Consider the following 16670-nt stretch of genomic DNA (forward strand, 5'->3'; position numbering starts at 1 on the left):
TTAAGCCGGAACGAACAGGCCAAGCCAGTAAAGAACATTCAGCAGGATGCCGGTGATCATTACTGCCACGACCGGTGCCGCCATTTTCTGTACCGGACGGCCCAGGGATTCGTTGAGGAAGTAAATGGCAACCGCGATAGAGAATCCGGTATAGCCCGCCATTTTGATTGCTGCAAAGATCGAACCGACCAGCAACGCCACTTCCATCAGCATATTCATGGCGTTACGGATGTTATCCGACGCATTACGTACCGACGGGTAGCGCCCCAACCATTTGCCGATAGAACGAAGCAGCAAGACTTCCGCCGAAATAACCACTGCGCCTAATACCGCTGCAACCATCGGATTCGGCGAGAGATAGCCCACCGCATAAACAAAGGTAAAGCCCGCAACTGCATACACGCCGGTGGCTAACGCCGTGGTGGCAATCAACGGCACAAAACCCAGCCCGCGCATAAATTCTGCCAGTGCCGCCTGGTTGATTAGTGTTTGCGATTGTTCCGGCGTTACGCCTGCGGAGTACGCTTTCTCCAGTGTGAAGATCGACACTTCACTACCGGCGAAAATCTTCATGCTGGCAACGGCAGCAATCAATGCACCCACGATGGCGATATACGGTAAGTTTTTGATAATCCGTGATGTACGCTCTTCAAACACCGACATACCGCTGGCATCGATATCATTTTCATCACGATGACGCAGGTCATGAGTTATTGCGATCCCCAGCAGCATCACCATGCCAATAAAGATTTCGATGGATTCAGGGTTAAGATGTGGGAAATAGCGTACTACCACCACACGAGTCATCAGTACCACCACGGCGGCGATCAGACTTTGCTTCCAGCCAAACTGGTAGAAAATCGCCACCAACGGGAACAGTGCAAAAGCTGAAACCACCGGCGAGCTTAATTCCCCCAGGCTACCTAATACATCCACCGGTAGCGCGGTCAGCAGCTGGTTTACTAGCAACAGACAGGTGAGGATCAATATTCCCCAGATAGCACCAAGACCAAACGCCATCAGGCTGTTTATCGCCAGTACGCCGAGGATATCGGTAGGAAGAAAGAGTAACCATGCGTTGAGCAGCCCGGTTTTCAGGGTAAAAGAGATCCCCACCGAGGCCACAAAACCAATGCTCAGACCAAAAGCGATGCTCCCCGCCTCGCGACGGTTCATATAGCCTTCAATCAGTTGTGGCAGGATCGGGCGGATACCGTCATGAAAAACGGCCGCCGAGCGATGCGCCAGAAGCGATGTCATACCCGTCAGGCACGCCACCACGATAATCTGAATATACAGATCCATAGTCGTGCCTTTTATTTTAGATGGTTAATCAGCATCGGAATCGCGTGTTCAACGTGCTCAACGGAAAGGCCAAACGCCACTTTTCCTTCAGCGATCATTTTGGCGATATGTTCGTCTTTCGCTTTAATGCCCGGCTTGGCAATGGTGCAACTTTTGTTATAGCCAATCACCGCGATAGCAATCGACAAGGCTGCGCCCGCACCGGTATTACACGCGCCGATGTAGTAATCCAGTTGTCCGGATTTCACTTTCATTGCCGCTTCCATGTCGTTGTGAATGAAAACTTCAAAACAGCCAGGAGCCGTCGCTTCAATGGTTTTTTTAATCTGCTCACGCTGTAAGCCTGCAACGCCAATCTTTTTCATGAGTCTGTCCTTATTGGAAAAATTGAGAGGGATTTTCACGTAACATCACATCCACATCGGCCTGACTGAATCCTGACTGGCGCAATTGCGGAATAAAGGTGGTCAATAAAAAGTCATAGCCATAACCACCGTTGGCTTTTAAATGAGAGCGCCGCGTAATATCCATCGACAGCATGACGCGGTTCAGCAACCCACGGTCACGTAGCGCATGGAGCATCGCAATGCGCTTTTCGTCCGGGTAGTAACTGTTCTTGCCGATGGTGTCGAACTGCACATACGCGCCGAGATCGATCATCTTCAAAATGTTGTCGAGATTGTCTTTCAGATCGCAGTGGCCGACGGTGACGCGCGAAAGATCAACTCCGTGGGCTTGCAACAGAGCCAGTTGCTCCAGCCCCATCGTGCTGAACGACGTATGCGTGGAGATCGGGCGTCCGGTCTGGTTATGCGCCAGCGCGGCGGCAATAAACACCTTCTCTTCCAGCGACGTAATCTTCCCTTCGCTGGAGCCGATCTCCGCGATAATTCCGGCTTTCAGGTCAGTGCCATCGATACCCTGCTCAATTTCATCGACCATCTCCTGCGCCAGTTCCTGCACGCTGCGGGTCGCCACATGTTCCGGGAAAAACGCGTCCTGGTAATAACCGGTACAGCCCACCACGTTGATCCCGGTTTCGCGCATTACATCGAGCATAAATTGCGCATTGCGCCCCATGTAACGGTTGGTCATCTCAATCACATTACGCACGCCCCGGGCCATCAGGTCGTTCATCTCCTGGCAAATGAACGCATACTGATCAAGGCGGCAGTCCACGTTGTTTTTAAAGCCGGAAAGATCAATATGCAGATGCTCATGGGCGAGGGTGTAGCCCGTCGGATCAAAACTCATAGGGTGTCTCCTGCAAACCGGAAGGAGGAAAGAAAAGAGCGACCATTTTGTGGCGGTGGCGCACGGAAAAATTCACACACGGTAGCCCCCACATCAGAAAGCGTGGTGCGCACACCGAGCTGCGTAGCGACCAGTCCTTGCTGATAAACCAGCACTGGCACCACTTCGCGGGTATGGTGGCTGTGACCGATGGTCGGATCGTTACCGTGATCCGCCATCACGACCAGGCAATCATCTGGCTGCATCGCCTCAACAAGCCGGGCAAGGTTACGGTCAACGACCTGCAAACGTTCGGCATAACGTGCGACGTCTTCTGCATGACCAGCGAGGTCGGTTTCCTGGATATTGGTACAAATAAACGCCGTCGGATAGGTGTTAAATTCGTTGAGGGTGATATCCATAATCCGCTGGCTATCCACCAGGTTTTGCCAGCTCACGCCATAAGGATTGCTGACGATATCTGCCACCTTACCCACCAGCACGGTTGGCACGCCCGCTTCATACAGTTTTTGCGGCACCTGCACTTTTTCATCGACACCGTAGCCCATATGTACGACCTGGAAACCGTTGTCATAGGCGCCAGAACGCGGCGCATTGATGCCAATAAAGCGCCCTTCTTTGCTTTCTGCGGCATCGAGGATGCACTGGCTGTCGGTTAACAGGCCACCAAATGTAATGACCCGACCGACCTGTACCTGCTCACGCACGATACGACCCATTTTGATTGCGTCGTCAAAAGAGATCACAGAGAGATTGGCGGTGATGTTATAGACCTGACCTAAATCCGCCTCGAGATTATCGCCAATCGCAACCGCCTGATTGACCCACAGAAATTGCAGATCATCGCCACGACGCTCAACCTGCCAGCCAGCGGAAACTAATGCCTGCTCAACACGGTCAATCACATCACGAAAGGGCATCCGCAGCGGCGGTAATGGGCGCGTACCTAAAATTTCCTGATGCCCCATAAAGGTATCGCCACCTTCATGTTGCAGCTCTGCCACGCCCCAGGTTGCGGAGTCTGACGGCTGCATATCGCCAGGCGCATAACCCAATGCGTTGATTAGCCCCAGCGTCTCCAGCGTTGGTAGCTGCAAATGCGGCAACTGGCTCAGGATGTGACCACAGGTATTCGCCCCGGCATCCTGCGGACGCACCAACGTGACATCTTTCATTGCCCCTACGCCAAAGCTATCAATCACTAACACCACAAATCGCGCCATTTACGCCTCCAGAGGGTTGCCGAGGCTGTCATAACGACCAACTATTTCTGGTTCGCCATGGTGAATACCGGACACCAACACCACATCGCTACGGGTGATAAAAATCTGCGTGCGAAAACAGAGCACCACTGCACTGCTTACCGGATGCTCGCCTGCCAGCGGCAGGGTGTAGTCGATACTGCTGTCATCCACGGCGTTGAGATATGTTTCAGTAATTCTTTGATTTTCTGGCGTAAACACCAGCGCATGTTGCGCGTGACCACGACGGTAGTAACCGCCGCCGTAGCAGTAGCTGTCGCCACGGAAATGATGGGAGATTTCACTTAACCAGAGCATCGCGATACGTTCAGGCTGATCGCCCCGCTGGTTTGCCGGAATAGTGCCCGTCAGCGCATGACCGGGTTCGGTATGAGTCACACCGTATTCCACCAGCAATGGCAGCGACGTGCAGCTGGTCGCTGAAGGCGCGTTCAGTTGCTCAATCGCAATACCAGATTTCGCCAGTTGATCCCGTGCTTGTACCAGCGTGTGAAGATTCGGTGTCGGCAAAACTTTCCCGGCAGCCTCATCCCAAAGCAGGCAAGGGAAATGGGTAAGTCCCGCCAAATGTAGCCCCGGCAGATTCTGGATTTCAGCAACCACCTCGTGCAGCGAATGCTGTACAAAACCGCTCTCCTGCCCCGGATAAAGAAAATCATCGTCGCTATAAACTTTGAGCAGCACAGACTGCACACGTCCGGCCTTCACCGCTGCCGCAGAAATTTCCCGCGCTTTGTCGAGGGTAAACACAGTGATGACGTCGGTTCCCTGTTCAACGGCGTCAGAAACCTGATGACAAGGGATTTGTACCAGATGCCCCTGATGCGCTACCGGCAAACCGGCGCGGCGCATGACTCGCGCCTCTTTGTAATCCACCGCCACAATGCCGCTGTAGCCCAGAGCCAGCAGTTTTTCTGCCAGCCACGGATTACGACCGAATTGTTTGGTCATCAGATACAGTTCAATGCCGTAAAGCCGCGCCGTCTCAATCAGCCGCTTGCCGTTTTCCAGAACTTGATCCACGTCGATCACCCAACTGTCCGGGGCGATCTTGCCCTGCTGCCACAAACTTAGTGCGGCGGAAATCAGCGCCGGGTTCTGGCGTTTCAATGCTTCTACAAACATCTTGTTGCCTCGTTTCTGTTCCTTGAATTAAATATTCATTTTTTTGAATATTTAGGTTGTACGACGTGGATTTATCGGGAGCTTCAAACCTCTTCGTTAGCAGCCATCCATAATCCATAAAGGTTGGCCAGCAAATAGCCTTCTTCACACGGGTTAACTTCCAGTGCAAATTCCTTCAACAATACCTGATGCAATTGCACAACGGCTTGCCAGTGGCTGGATTGCGCCAGTTCCGCCAGCAATTCGTCATCCAGCGGCTCTATTTCTTCACCACGGCGACTGCGCATCAGTGCACTCGCCATATGTGTCATCGCCATCGTTCCTTGCTCACTGCGCACCGGTAGATGGCACTCTGTTTCCAGTACATTGACGACCTGCATCATGCCTTTGCAGATGTCCTTATCAATAACGCCTGCATCGCAAAGCAGGTTGAGTCTGGTTTCCATATCAGATGCCTTTCGTTTAATAACTGGGTTCCTGTTCCCCACTGACTACTCGCTGTTGATGAGCAAGCAGGGCATGTTTATCAACAACTGCACGCAGCAGTTGTTGCATTGGGTAATCATCGACTCGCGTCAGGACCACGGCTTCGGTGGCCTGTAAAAATCGCGGATCGTCTGTGAGCGGCGTCGCTTCTAATCCCAGCATGGTCAGTTCGTTTTCCGCCACTACGTTCCAGATAACCGCGTCAACATCGCCTTTAACAATGCGTTGTAAACTCTCGTGATAAGAGAGATCGACTCGTTCCACATCACTATCGCCAAAAAAGACATCGGTCATGATTTTCTGATCCGCCGAACGGTTATCCAGCCCCACGCGCTTCACGTTTGCGGACTCGCCTTTACGGCAAATCAACTGGTGCTCGCCAACGTAGGTATGCGGTCCCAACTCCAGCGCGAGGCATAATCCTTTTTGCGTGAGATAACTTTCCGCCGCCAGTCGCGAAACCACCGCCATGTCATACACGCCGTTAAGTAAACACTCCACGCGAATATCCGCGCCGCGCATATGCGCATAGTAAAAAGGAATGCCATCAAACTGGGCTTTCAATCCGCTCGCCAGGCCTTCGTACAAACGGGTATAGGGCAAGGGCATCGCACATACCACGTTGTTGATATCCACATGAGTCAGCAATGCTTTGTTATCCATCTCAACCAGATAACTGCCATTGCGCCCACGGCGTTCAATCCGTATCGCTCCGCTTGATTCCAGCGTTTTCAACGCGGCCTGCGTCAGGCCAACCGATGAACGGCATTCAGTTGCCAGCTCATCTATGGTTTTCAGTCGATTACCGCACTTTTCACCCAACAAATAACGGGCCAGTGTCGTGATAACGACGCCTTCTTTTTTGATAAACGTTCGACGCATAATATATTTTCAATAAAATGAATGTTTATATCTTCAGGAATTTGAAGATAAGGCGCAACAGCGAGATGTGGAAACGGCGAGGCGCTTCACATTTTTTCGGATTATTGCAAATGAGGATAAAAAAACCGGGTTTCCCCGGTTTTTTTGGCATTAATGTTAAATTACGGCTTCGCCACAAAACCAATCGCTTCGTACACCGCTTTTAGCGTACGGGAAGCGTGTGCGCTGGCTTTTTCTGCGCCGTCTTTCATCACCTGTTGCAGGAAGGCTTCATCGTTGCGGAAACGGTGGTAACGTTCCTGCAATTCAGTCAGCATACCGGAAACGGCATCAGCCACTTCACCTTTCAGATGACCATACATCTTGCCTTCGAACTGTTTTTCCAGTTCCGGGATGCTCTGGCCCGTTACCGCAGAAAGGATATCCAGCAGGTTGGAAACGCCCGCTTTGTTCTGCACATCGTAGCGAACTACTGGCGGCTCGTCGGAGTCAGTGACCGCGCGTTTGATTTTCTTCACTACCGATTTCGGATCTTCCAGCAGGCCGATAACGTTATTGCGGTTATCGTCAGACTTGGACATTTTCTTGGTCGGCTCCAGCAGCGACATTACGCGCGCGCCAGATTTCGGAATAAACGGCTCTGGCACCTTAAAGATATCGCCGTACAGCGCGTTGAAACGCTGGGCGATATCGCGGCTCAGTTCCAGGTGCTGTTTCTGGTCTTCACCCACCGGTACCAGATTTGTTTGATACAGCAGGATGTCCGCTGCCATCAGCACCGGATAGTCAAACAGACCAGCGTTGATGTTCTCGGCATAACGCGCAGATTTATCTTTAAACTGCGTCATGCGGCTCAGTTCGCCGAAGTAGGTATAGCAGTTCAATGCCCAGCCTAACTGCGCATGTTCCGGCACGTGGGACTGAACAAAAATGGTGCTTTTCTCAGGATCGATACCACAAGCCAGATACAACGCCAGCGTATCCAGCGTCGCTTTACGCAGCTTCTGTGCATCCTGGCGCACGGTGATCGCATGTTGGTCAACGATACAGTAAATGCAATGGTAGTCATCCTGCATGTTTACCCACTGACGCAGCGCACCCATGTAGTTACCAATGGTCAATTCACCTGAGGGCTGTGCGCCACTAAAAACGATGGGCTTAGTCATTTTTCGATTCCTGATTTTCGCTATGCGGAAGCCCTAATGCGGGCAGAAGGTCATTTATAGACTGATAAATTACATCAGGCTGGCTGAGATCGATAGCCTCGCCGTAGTTATATCCGTAGGTTAAGCCAACTGATGGGCAACCTGCCGCTTTTGCTGCCTGAATATCATTGCGTGAGTCGCCAACAAACAGCATCTGTTGTGGAGCAATGCCCATCCGTTCAGCCACCAGTAACAGCGGGTCCGGATGCGGTTTTTTGTTTTGCACATCATCACCACCAATCACCACGCTGAAGTATTTGGCGATATCTAAGGCTTCGAGCAGCGGCGCGACGAACGGCGTCGGTTTGTTGGTGACCAGGCCTAGCGGCAGGCCTTTAGCCTGCAACGCGCCCAACGTATCGGCAACATGCGGGAACAAAAACGTCCCCTCTTCGGCAACCTCGCCATAGTAGCGATCGAACAGTTTACGCAGAATACGTACCTGTTCTTCTGCCGGAATGTCGTCATCAACGGGCGGTTTACCCATTGTTTTACGCAGAGTCGCACGTTCCTGACGCGCCCAGGTCAATGCGCGCTCCATCAGAATATCTGCGCCGTTACCAATCCAGGTAATAACGCGTTCTTCACCTGCGACAGGCAACTCCAGCGCATACAGCGCCATATCTACCGCAGCAGCAAGACCGGGTGCACTGTCAACCAGCGTACCGTCGAGATCAAAAGCGACGCCGCGAATATCTTCAAACTTATTCATGACTTACCTTTGCCAGTTCACTGCGCATTTCATCAATGACTTTTTTGTAGTCTGGCTGGTCGAAGATTGCCGAACCAGCAACAAACATATCCGCGCCCGCCGCAGCGATTTCGCCAATGTTGTTCACCTTCACGCCACCGTCCACTTCCAGTCGAATGTCAAAGCCAGACTCGTCGATACGACGACGTACTTCGCGCAGTTTATCCAGTGTTTGAGGAATGAAAGACTGACCGCCGAAACCAGGGTTAACAGACATCAGCAGGATCACATCCAGCTTGTCCATTACATAATCCAGATAGCTCAATGGTGTCGCCGGGTTAAATACCAGACCCGCTTTACAGCCATTTTCTTTAATCAGTTGCAGCGTGCGGTCAACATGCTCGGAGGCTTCTGGATGAAAGGTAATGATGCTGGCACCAGCGGCAGCGAAATCAGGCACAATGCGATCGACGGGTTTCACCATCAGATGTACGTCGATAGGGGCGGTAATGCCGTAGTTACGCAAGGATTTCAGCACCATTGGCCCAATCGTCAGATTGGGAACATAGTGGTTATCCATGACGTCAAAATGCACGACATCTGCACCCGCTGCCAGGGCTTTTGCGGTATCTTCACCCAGGCGGGCAAAATCAGCCGACAGAATTGAGGGGGCAATCAAATACTGTTTCATCCGCTTCTCCTTGAGAATTATTTTTTCGCGGGTGAAACGACTCCTGGTTTGTACAAAGCCAGCAGTTCGTCCACCTTTTTACGTGTGCCGCCGTTGCTGCTTATACTGCGTCGAACTTTGACGACATGCAATTTTGCGCGCTGATACCACTCACGCGTTAACATCGTATCGTGATTGGAGATCAGCACTGGAATATGGCGATCAACCAGACCTTCAGCGATCTCCGCCAGATGCGCTTGTTGTTCAAGCGTAAAACTGTTTGTGTGATACGCCGTAAAGTTGGCAGTCGCAGACAGCGGCGCATAAGGCGGATCGCAATAGACGACAGATGCATCATCTGCGCGCGCCATGCTATCGGCGTAAGACTCACAATAGAAAAAGGCATTCTGCGCTTTTTCAGCGAAGTGATACAACTCTGCTTCCGGGAAATAGGGTTTTTTGTAGCGGCCAAACGGCACGTTAAACTCACCGCGCAGATTGTAACGACACAGGCCGTTGTAACCGTAGCGGTTCAAATATAAAAACAGTACCGCCCGACGGAACGGATCCTGGCTTTTGTTGAACTCTTCGCGGAACTGATAGTAAACCTCGGCGCAATTTGTTTCGGGAACAAATAGCTCGCGTGCGGCCTGTACGTACTCATCAGTACGCATCTTCACAATGTTATAGAGACTGATCAGGTCGCTATTGATATCGGCAAGGATATAACGAGAAAAGTCGGTGTTGAGAAACACCGACCCGGCACCTACAAAAGGCTCAACCAGACATTCGCCCTTGGGCAAATGCCGTTTAATATCATCAAGCAGGGGATACTTGCCCCCTGCCCACTTCAAAAAAGCGCGATTTTTCTTCATGCTGACTAACTAATTACACCTTCTCCGGCTGTGGAGAAAGCTCCGACAGCATCCAGCGCTTCAGGCAACTCCCGCAATGATAAACCATTGCGGGAGATAACCTTGATTACTTCAGATCGGCCTGTACCTGACGCAGCGGTTTCGCCCACGGGTTTTTGGCCTGGACATCTGCTGGCAATGTAGATACCGCTTTTTTCGCCTCTTCTTTCGAAGCATACACGCCAGAAACCAGGACATACCACGGCTGACCATTACGCGTCGTTTCATAGACAACGTAGTTTTTCAGATTCTCTTTCTTCGCCCAACCGTTCAGGTTGTCGTAGTTAGAGGAACTGCTCAGCTGCAGAGTGTAATGGCTGGACGGTGCCGATTTCAACGAACCAACATTACCTGCGGTCTTCCCTCCAGCGGCTGGTGTTGCCGTGGTTTGCGCCGGGGATGCCGTCTGTACTGGAGCCGTAGTCGCCGTCTCTTTTGGTGCTGGCGTAGAAGTCGCAGCCGGTGCCTTTGTGCTCGCCACAGGGGCAGCTGGTTCAGTTCGCTTCGGCGTCTGTGCGACTGGCTTCGGTTCCGTTTTCACGGTTGCTTGCGGTTTTTTCGGTTCAATCACCGCCTGCTGACGAGCTGGGCGCGTAGTGGCCGGACGTTCAGCGGTTTGCGTTTTCGCCGTGTCACGCGATGCATTGCCATTGCGAACAGGCGCAACCGTTGCGGGTTCGGTCGGCAATGTAGAATTGACCGCCACATTGTTCAACTGTTGCTGATTTTGTGGCTGGGTCAGCGCATTGTTCAGGTCACCCTGCACTTCAACACGTTGTTGACCATCCGTTGCCGCCGGGGTTTGCCCTTGAGTCGGCGTAGAAGAGATCGGCGGCAGAGAAACATCCTGCTGAGTATTTTCCGCAGACGTGGTTCCCGGCGCTGGCTGCACGCCATTGGCCTGATCGGTCGCATTGCCTGCAAGATCAATACTCTTCTCGCCAGACGCAGTTTGATCGCTGGAAGAGGTCGAGGGGGCTTTTAGCGCAGAACCGATACCGATGATCAACAGCAGTAGAACCAGAATGCCGACACCCATCATCATATACTGACGAGAAGCGGGTTTACTGGCTGCTTTTTTACGCTTACGCGGACGACGCTCTACGCGCTCTTCATCCACGGTTTCATCTTCGGATTCGTCAATTTCTTCTTCGATTTCCGGTTCCTCATTACGCGCTTTTTGCGCACGAGTCGGACGGCGATCGTCAGTGTCATCAAGTTCAATATCATCAAAATTGATCTGCGGTTCGCCACGTTCAGTACGCTCAGAACGTTCAGAAGATTGACGAGAACGACCAGTACGACGATCGCTGGGATCGGGTTTCAGCTCGTCTTCTGGTTTGAATTCATCCATTTAACACCCCACTAAAAGGTTAATGCTTACCACGTTGCAATTAACCTGAAGCTAATAGACCGCTTGATAAGCGGCCTGACCTTTCTTGTTGTTACGCTGATTGACAATCGGCAATGGCGTTAAGAACAAGCTCGTGCGAAACGCCGCTGCGAACTTCACTCTTACCAATTGCCAACGGAAGAATTAAGCGCATCTCTCCCGCAAGGACTTTCTTGTCACGCAGCATATGCGGTAAATACGCCTGCGCGGACATTTCGCGCGGCCCATTGACCGGTAACCCAGCCCGCGTGAGCAGGGTTATAATACGCTGCGTTTCGGCAGAACTAAACCGCCCGAGACGTTCCGACGTCCGCGCCGCCATCACCATACCCGCAGCGACCGCTTCACCATGTAACCAATTGCCATACCCCATTTCAGCTTCAATGGAATGACCAAAGGTGTGTCCCAGATTCAGTAAAGCACGTAACCCGGTTTCGCGCTCGTCGGCGGCGACAACTTCTGCTTTCAGCTCACAACAACGGCGAATACAGTACGCCATTGCCGGACCGTCCAGACGCAACAACGCATCCAGATTCTCTTCCAGCCAGTTAAAAAACGCACCGTCAAGAATAATGCCGTATTTGATGACTTCTGCCAGCCCCGACGCTAACTCACGCGGGGGAAGCGTTTTCAGACAGTCGAGATCCACCACCACTGAAGCGGGCTGGTAGAACGCGCCAATCATGTTTTTACCGAGGGGATGGTTGACCGCAGTTTTGCCGCCAACGGAGGAATCGACCTGCGACAGTAACGTCGTCGGGACTTGAATGAAACGTACACCGCGCTGATAACTCGCCGCCGCGAAGCCGGTCAGATCACCCACTACGCCGCCGCCAAGCGCCACCAGAGTAGTATCGCGACCATGCGGCTTTTGTAACAATGCCGTAAAGACGGTATCGAGTACAGCCAGGCTTTTATACTGCTCGCCGTCAGGGAGGATAACGCTATCGACGTTAACACCCGCCTGTTCAAGTACGCCGCGGACCTTATCGAGATACAGAGGAGCCAGGGTTTCGTTGGTGACCAACATGACCTGCTCGCCCGATTTCAGCGGTAAGAATGAAGCTGGTTCATTAAACAAACCAGATGCGATGGTAATTGGGTAACTACGTTCCCCGAGAGTAACGACAATCCTCTCCATAACGCGACATCCACCTTAATTACTGTACCCGCAGACGAGTGTATATAAAGCCAGAATTAGTTGCTTTCCAGCATGTGAATAATCTGGTTTGCAACCACTTTAGCGCTTTGATCATCAGTACGAATGGTCACGTCGGCAATCTCTTCATACAGCGGATTGCGTTCATTGGCCAACGCTTCCAGAACTTCACGCGGCGGTGTTTCAACGTGCAGCAACGGGCGTTTTTTATCACGCTGCGTGCGTGCAAGTTGCTTTTCGATGGTCGTTTCAAGATAAACGACAACGCCACGAGCGGAAAGACGGTTACGCGTTTCACGGGATTTCACAGAGCCGCCGCCAGTAGCCAGCACAATACCCTGTTTCTCGGTCAACTCATTGATGACCTTTTCTTCGCGATCGCGGAAGCCTTCTTCGCCTTCTAAATCGAAAACCCAGCCCACATCAGCTCCGGTTCGTTTCTCAATCTCTTGATCGGAATCGTAAAATTCCATATTGAGTTGTTGAGCTAACTGGCGCCCAATAGTGCTTTTTCCGGCACCCATAGGCCCAACCAGAAAGATATTGCGTTTCTCTGCCATTTTTTCGGTACTACTAAGACTATTCGTTAATGATAAACCCGCTTCGCTCAGAGAGCGCCGCAGGACATGAACTGAAACCTCATAAGATATTGCGAGAGTCAGACTGAAAATTATCTCAATACTCCAGCGGGTTTGGCAACTGAATAAATCACCCATCCCTCTGCATATCTGGTCGCTGCAAGCGCGCTGCCTTGCTACCACCGCTCTGGCGATAAATCACCGGGTAAGATTAGCGTAAAAAAGACAGCAAAATGCCGCCTGAATGATAAATCATCATCATGGAACGCAGGCAGCGAAGAGCACCAACTCTCAAATCGGTACTCCTTGTATGCTAAATACCTGCGCGCGTCAAATAGATGAAACACGTTCAGCGTAAAAACATTACCGCTTTTACGGCTGTTTACTCACTGGAAACCAGTCGTGGCGTGATAAACACCACTAACTCGCGTCGTTCATCTTCTTTTCCGTCATGACGAAATAATTGCCCGAACCAGGGAATGTCGCCAAGCAACGGTACGCTATCCTGACCCGATTTATTTTTACGGGTAAAAATGCCGCCCAGCGCCAACGTTTCTCCGCTTTTGACCTCGACCTGCGTTTCGATCTCCTGCTTATCAATCGCCAGCACTTCGCCATCTGCCTGCTGTAGCACCTGCCCCGGAACGTTCTGGCTGATGTGTAATTTCAGCCGGATGCGACCTTTTTGTAACACCGTGGGCGTGACTTCCATCCCCAGGACGGCCTCTTTAAATTCCACCGACGTCGCGCCACTTTCCCCGCTGGAAACCTGATATGGAATTTCGCTCCCCTGTTTAATGCTGGCAGGCTGAAGATGTGAGGCCAGCAGACGCGGACTGGCGATAATATCCAGCTGCTGTTTTTGTTCGAGCGCGGAAAGCTCAAGATCCAGTAAACGTCCGTTGATGCGTCCAATGTTAAAACCGATATGCGTTGTCGCCGTCGCTACGGAGAGGTCGCTGCCAAGCGTGGTGACTTGCCCAACGCCACCAGCTTGTTGCGCATCGGCCAGCGTCCATTTCACACCTAACTCACGCAAACTTTTTTCATTAATGGTGACAATATGCGCCGACAGCTCAACCTGCCCGACCGGCAGATCCATTTGCGATACCCACTGTTCAAGCGTGCTTAACGCCGTTTTGTTATCTCGCAGCAAAAGGCGATTGGTGCGTTTATCGACGGTCATACTCCCTTTGGCACTCAGTAGCTTCTCCCCCGCTTTCGCCAGCTCTCCGGCGTCGGCGTATTGCAGAGTAATATTGCGATTTTCCAGCGGCAGATTTGCCTGCGCCCGCGTCTGCTCCGCCTCCTGGCGGGCGATATTGTCATTCTGCCAGGCAACGGAATGCACCGAGAGAATGTTGCCCTCCTGGCGCGTTATCAATCCGGCGCTTTTCACTACAGTTTGTAGTGCCTGCTTCCAGGGAACGTCAGTTAAATGTAACGACACCGTACCGCTGACGTCTGGCGAAACCACCAGGTTCAACTTCTCCTGTTCAGCCAGCGCCTGCAACACCTGAGCTACCGGAACGTCATCCACCATCAGCGTCACTTTTTGCGGCTTTGCCGCCTGTACGCCGGGTATCAGCATCAACAGTAGTGCGGCTATCCATTGCTTCATTTGTATCTCCTTGCCGTTGCCACAACCAGTGTGGCGGTTCGCAGTTTGTCCCGGTTCCCAGCGTTAGTGCGTCTGGCGTCAGCTGTAAGATCGTCCAGCCGTTTTCCAGCACATCGTTTTGCTGCACCCGTCGCCATTTTTTTTGCCCATCTTTTATTACACCGATGATGCGCTCGCCTCGCCCTACCATCCCCTGATAGCGCCACTGGCTAAGTTCGCTAATCCGGCATAGATCTTCCGGCGGTTTAAAAGGGTCACGCATACCGGTTAAAAGGCACAATGCAATACCTGCCAACAACCAGCGTTTAACCCTCATGCGGCGTCTCCAGTTGTAGCGTGAACAAAAGGTCATCACCTTCCACGCTTAACGAAAAACGGCTCACGCTGACGTTGCGCTCTGCCAGCCGTGTAAATGCCGACGGCACTGCTTCCCACAGCGTTTTCAACGCCAACTCACCACCCTGCGCGGATGGATGCCAGGAAACCAGTTGCGCGCCGGATAACTGAAAATCCAGTGGCGAAAAGGGCAGCGTTTTTTCTTCGCTGAAGGGAGTGGCGTCTACCAGGCGATACAGTGCAGCCCACTGCTGGTGATGACTCGCCCGTAGTCGAATTAATGCGTCGCGCTCTTCCTGGTGTGTCGATGACAGAAAAATGAGCGTAACTAACACCAGCAACCAGACTGCCCAGCAAAGCTGGCGGAGGCGGAGTGATGTGGCGAACCACCAGTCAAAGAACATGTTCATCGCTAACCTTCCTTGTTAACTGATACTCAAATTGCCAGCGTCCCTGCGCATCCTGCTGCGTGGCCCCCCGCTGATTGAGATGAAAAGAAGCATCCTGGCGGAGTGACGTTTCCAGCGCGTTTAACGCGGTAATGCTTGTTGTAAGCCCCTTGATCTCCAGCGTTCCCTGCTGCCAGCTTATCGTTGTCAGCCAGGCATGTTCGGGTAAAAGCGCCGCTAGTGCTTCCAGCGCAGATTGCCAGTCGCGGGTAAATTGTCGCTGGCGCTGACGTTGCAAACGCTGTTCGCGTAACTGCTGGCGTTCCAGCAAACGTGGTTTCGTTATCTGTAAGCTGCGGGTGAGTTGTTGTTCCGCCTGAAGCAAAACGGCGTTTACGCGTGCTTCGGCATTGCTTGTCAGACGCAGTATTAGCGTTATCCCGACGGCCAGCAGCAAAGGCGCAACGAACATCAGCAACCAGAAACGAAGAAAAGCGGTCCGGCGTTGCTGTCGCCAGGGCAAAAAATTAATTGGCGGGTTCATCAGTACACCTTCCCAAGCGCCAGCCCCAGCGCGATGGCAAAGTCTCCACCTGGTGGCGGTAGCGGCGGCTGACGAACAGAAACCGCCTCCCAGGGGTCAAATCCGCCTTCGCCACATAGCGCGACGCTTTCGGGATCAACAGATAACGCTGCCGCCAGCTCCTTCGCGCTAGTCATCCCCACCGCCAGTTTGCGCCCCCAGCTATAGCGCGTCGCCCACAGCCACTGTTCGTTATCACGCCAGGCCAGACATTGCTGATGAGAAGGTAAAAAAGGCAGGAATCGCTGTAATGCACTGGCATCCGGAGTGATCGCGCTAACATGAACACGCAACCTTTCTGCCAGAGTAAGCAGCGTTGCCAGCTCTTTGCTTTGCGCGGCAGTCACGTTATAGGCGGGACTGAGTGAGTCTTCGCTGTAATCGAAGCGCAGGGAGTCCGGATCCATATCCAGTTCACGGGCCATCGTCCCGGACAGCCAGGCCATTTGCTCCCGCTCACCGAGGGACATCGACGGGCGTGGAAATGACCGCTGTAATGTGCGACTGGCGGGAAACGCCAACATAATGTGATGACGCTGCGGCAGTTCGCGACTCCACGGTAACAACGTGTTAGCCAGCCGCTGCACATCAACAATCCGCCCATCTTTGATAATGTCGTTCTCCAGTGGCAACCGCCACCAGCGGTGCAATAAGCATTCTTTTGCGCTCCGCACGATAGCAACCGCTACCGCTTCTTGCTGTTGTAAATGCAAACCAATTTGCCAGTTCTTAAATGCCATTGTGATGATCTCCTTATCACCCGTCACTCTGACGGGTATATCAATGCGTCTGGCTTGCCTTTATACTACCGCGCGTT

At 52.4% G+C, this 16670-nt stretch carries 19 protein-coding genes; all 19 read right to left on the reverse strand.

What is annotated here, in order from left to right; all coding sequences use genetic code 11:
* The 19 genes from ACJHX4_RS16900 to hofM all read right to left on the reverse strand — a co-directional run bounded on the left by ACJHX4_RS16900 (window position 1) and on the right by hofM (window position 16593).
* Complete coding sequence (locus tag ACJHX4_RS16900; RefSeq protein WP_001532023.1) at window positions 1–1305, reverse strand: YhfT family protein; 1305 nt, start codon at window positions 1303–1305, stop codon at window positions 1–3.
* A gap of 11 nt (window positions 1306–1316) precedes the next feature.
* Window positions 1317–1670: a DUF2620 domain-containing protein gene (locus tag ACJHX4_RS16905; RefSeq protein WP_000719728.1), complete on the reverse strand. Its 354-nt coding sequence runs from the start codon at window positions 1668–1670 to the stop codon at window positions 1317–1319.
* 10 nt (window positions 1671–1680) lie between these two features.
* A complete protein-coding gene (locus tag ACJHX4_RS16910) occupies window positions 1681–2559 on the reverse strand; it encodes a phosphotriesterase-related protein (protein ID WP_000006991.1) in 879 nt (292 codons plus the stop codon).
* On the reverse strand, window positions 2556–3782 hold the full coding sequence (locus ACJHX4_RS16915) for a phosphopentomutase (protein ID WP_000090646.1): 1227 nt from the start codon (window positions 3780–3782) through the stop codon (window positions 2556–2558). The genes ACJHX4_RS16910 and ACJHX4_RS16915 overlap by 4 nt, the downstream gene beginning before the upstream one ends.
* Window positions 3783–4946, reverse strand: a complete 1164-nt coding sequence (locus ACJHX4_RS16920) for a YhfX family PLP-dependent enzyme (RefSeq protein WP_000497357.1) — start codon at window positions 4944–4946, stop codon at window positions 3783–3785. It lies immediately after the preceding gene.
* Between the two features lie 83 nt (window positions 4947–5029).
* Window positions 5030–5392: a hypothetical protein gene (locus ACJHX4_RS16925; RefSeq protein ID WP_001296472.1), complete on the reverse strand. Its 363-nt coding sequence runs from the start codon at window positions 5390–5392 to the stop codon at window positions 5030–5032.
* 16 nt (window positions 5393–5408) lie between these two features.
* Window positions 5409–6314: a GntR family transcriptional regulator YhfZ gene (gene yhfZ / locus ACJHX4_RS16930; protein ID WP_001254831.1), complete on the reverse strand. Its 906-nt coding sequence runs from the start codon at window positions 6312–6314 to the stop codon at window positions 5409–5411.
* Between the two features lie 161 nt (window positions 6315–6475).
* Entirely contained in the window at window positions 6476–7480 is a 1005-nt protein-coding gene (gene trpS, locus ACJHX4_RS16935) for a tryptophan--tRNA ligase (RefSeq protein WP_000165543.1), read from the reverse strand.
* Window positions 7473–8231, reverse strand: a complete 759-nt coding sequence (gene gph / locus ACJHX4_RS16940) for a phosphoglycolate phosphatase (RefSeq protein ID WP_001031711.1) — start codon at window positions 8229–8231, stop codon at window positions 7473–7475. Before gph ends, trpS begins: the two co-directional genes overlap by 8 nt.
* Window positions 8224–8901 carry a ribulose-phosphate 3-epimerase gene (rpe, locus tag ACJHX4_RS16945; RefSeq protein ID WP_000816280.1) on the reverse strand — a complete coding sequence of 226 codons (678 nt, stop codon included), beginning with the start codon at window positions 8899–8901 and terminating at the stop codon, window positions 8224–8226. The genes gph and rpe overlap by 8 nt, the downstream gene beginning before the upstream one ends.
* Window positions 8902–8918: 17 nt before the next feature.
* Window positions 8919–9755, reverse strand: coding sequence for an adenine-specific DNA-methyltransferase (dam, locus tag ACJHX4_RS16950; RefSeq protein ID WP_000742141.1), 837 nt, complete (start codon window positions 9753–9755; stop codon window positions 8919–8921).
* A 106-nt stretch (window positions 9756–9861) separates the two neighbouring features.
* Complete coding sequence (gene damX / locus ACJHX4_RS16955) at window positions 9862–11148, reverse strand: cell division protein DamX (protein WP_000343172.1); 1287 nt, start codon at window positions 11146–11148, stop codon at window positions 9862–9864.
* A 91-nt stretch (window positions 11149–11239) separates the two neighbouring features.
* Complete coding sequence (aroB, locus tag ACJHX4_RS16960; protein ID WP_000439857.1) at window positions 11240–12328, reverse strand: 3-dehydroquinate synthase; 1089 nt, start codon at window positions 12326–12328, stop codon at window positions 11240–11242.
* A 56-nt stretch (window positions 12329–12384) separates the two neighbouring features.
* The gene (gene aroK / locus ACJHX4_RS16965; RefSeq protein ID WP_000818618.1) at window positions 12385–12906 is read right to left on the reverse strand and encodes a shikimate kinase AroK; all 522 of its coding nucleotides are present in this window, start codon (window positions 12904–12906) and stop codon (window positions 12385–12387) included.
* A gap of 400 nt (window positions 12907–13306) precedes the next feature.
* Entirely contained in the window at window positions 13307–14545 is a 1239-nt protein-coding gene (gene hofQ / locus ACJHX4_RS16970) for a DNA uptake porin HofQ (protein WP_000816005.1), read from the reverse strand.
* Window positions 14457–14861 (reverse strand): DNA utilization protein HofP, encoded by a 405-nt coding sequence (gene hofP / locus ACJHX4_RS16975; RefSeq protein WP_001264137.1) that lies wholly within the window; start codon window positions 14859–14861, stop codon window positions 14457–14459. The genes hofQ and hofP overlap by 89 nt, the downstream gene beginning before the upstream one ends.
* A complete protein-coding gene (gene hofO, locus ACJHX4_RS16980) occupies window positions 14851–15291 on the reverse strand; it encodes a DNA utilization protein HofO (RefSeq protein WP_001055748.1) in 441 nt (146 codons plus the stop codon). The genes hofP and hofO overlap by 11 nt, the downstream gene beginning before the upstream one ends.
* Window positions 15275–15814, reverse strand: coding sequence for a DNA utilization protein HofN (gene hofN / locus ACJHX4_RS16985; protein ID WP_001069338.1), 540 nt, complete (start codon window positions 15812–15814; stop codon window positions 15275–15277). Before hofN ends, hofO begins: the two co-directional genes overlap by 17 nt.
* Entirely contained in the window at window positions 15814–16593 is a 780-nt protein-coding gene (hofM, locus tag ACJHX4_RS16990; RefSeq protein WP_001296474.1) for a DNA utilization protein HofM, read from the reverse strand. Before hofM ends, hofN begins: the two co-directional genes overlap by 1 nt.
* Window positions 16594–16670: the final 77 nt, after the last annotated feature.

It is taken from the genome of Escherichia sp. WS2035, assembly GCF_046487065.1.
Taxonomy (GTDB): domain Bacteria; phylum Pseudomonadota; class Gammaproteobacteria; order Enterobacterales; family Enterobacteriaceae; genus Escherichia; species Escherichia coli.

Coding starts and splice junctions, on each gene's coding strand:
- ACJHX4_RS16900 (WP_001532023.1), bottom strand. CDS start 1,305: ATGGATCTGTATATTCAGATTATCGTGGTGGCGTGCCTGACGGGTATG.
- ACJHX4_RS16905 (WP_000719728.1), bottom strand. CDS start 1,670: ATGAAAAAGATTGGCGTTGCAGGCTTACAGCGTGAGCAGATTAAAAAA.
- ACJHX4_RS16910 (WP_000006991.1), bottom strand. CDS start 2,559: ATGAGTTTTGATCCGACGGGCTACACCCTCGCCCATGAGCATCTGCAT.
- ACJHX4_RS16915 (WP_000090646.1), bottom strand. CDS start 3,782: ATGGCGCGATTTGTGGTGTTAGTGATTGATAGCTTTGGCGTAGGGGCA.
- ACJHX4_RS16920 (WP_000497357.1), bottom strand. CDS start 4,946: ATGTTTGTAGAAGCATTGAAACGCCAGAACCCGGCGCTGATTTCCGCC.
- ACJHX4_RS16925 (WP_001296472.1), bottom strand. CDS start 5,392: ATGGAAACCAGACTCAACCTGCTTTGCGATGCAGGCGTTATTGATAAG.
- yhfZ (WP_001254831.1), bottom strand. CDS start 6,314: ATGCGTCGAACGTTTATCAAAAAAGAAGGCGTCGTTATCACGACACTG.
- trpS (WP_000165543.1), bottom strand. CDS start 7,480: ATGACTAAGCCCATCGTTTTTAGTGGCGCACAGCCCTCAGGTGAATTG.
- gph (WP_001031711.1), bottom strand. CDS start 8,231: ATGAATAAGTTTGAAGATATTCGCGGCGTCGCTTTTGATCTCGACGGT.
- rpe (WP_000816280.1), bottom strand. CDS start 8,901: ATGAAACAGTATTTGATTGCCCCCTCAATTCTGTCGGCTGATTTTGCC.
- dam (WP_000742141.1), bottom strand. CDS start 9,755: ATGAAGAAAAATCGCGCTTTTTTGAAGTGGGCAGGGGGCAAGTATCCC.
- damX (WP_000343172.1), bottom strand. CDS start 11,148: ATGGATGAATTCAAACCAGAAGACGAGCTGAAACCCGATCCCAGCGAT.
- aroB (WP_000439857.1), bottom strand. CDS start 12,328: ATGGAGAGGATTGTCGTTACTCTCGGGGAACGTAGTTACCCAATTACC.
- aroK (WP_000818618.1), bottom strand. CDS start 12,906: ATGGCAGAGAAACGCAATATCTTTCTGGTTGGGCCTATGGGTGCCGGA.
- hofQ (WP_000816005.1), bottom strand. CDS start 14,545: ATGAAGCAATGGATAGCCGCACTACTGTTGATGCTGATACCCGGCGTA.
- hofP (WP_001264137.1), bottom strand. CDS start 14,861: ATGAGGGTTAAACGCTGGTTGTTGGCAGGTATTGCATTGTGCCTTTTA.
- hofO (WP_001055748.1), bottom strand. CDS start 15,291: ATGAACATGTTCTTTGACTGGTGGTTCGCCACATCACTCCGCCTCCGC.
- hofN (WP_001069338.1), bottom strand. CDS start 15,814: ATGAACCCGCCAATTAATTTTTTGCCCTGGCGACAGCAACGCCGGACC.
- hofM (WP_001296474.1), bottom strand. CDS start 16,593: ATGGCATTTAAGAACTGGCAAATTGGTTTGCATTTACAACAGCAAGAA.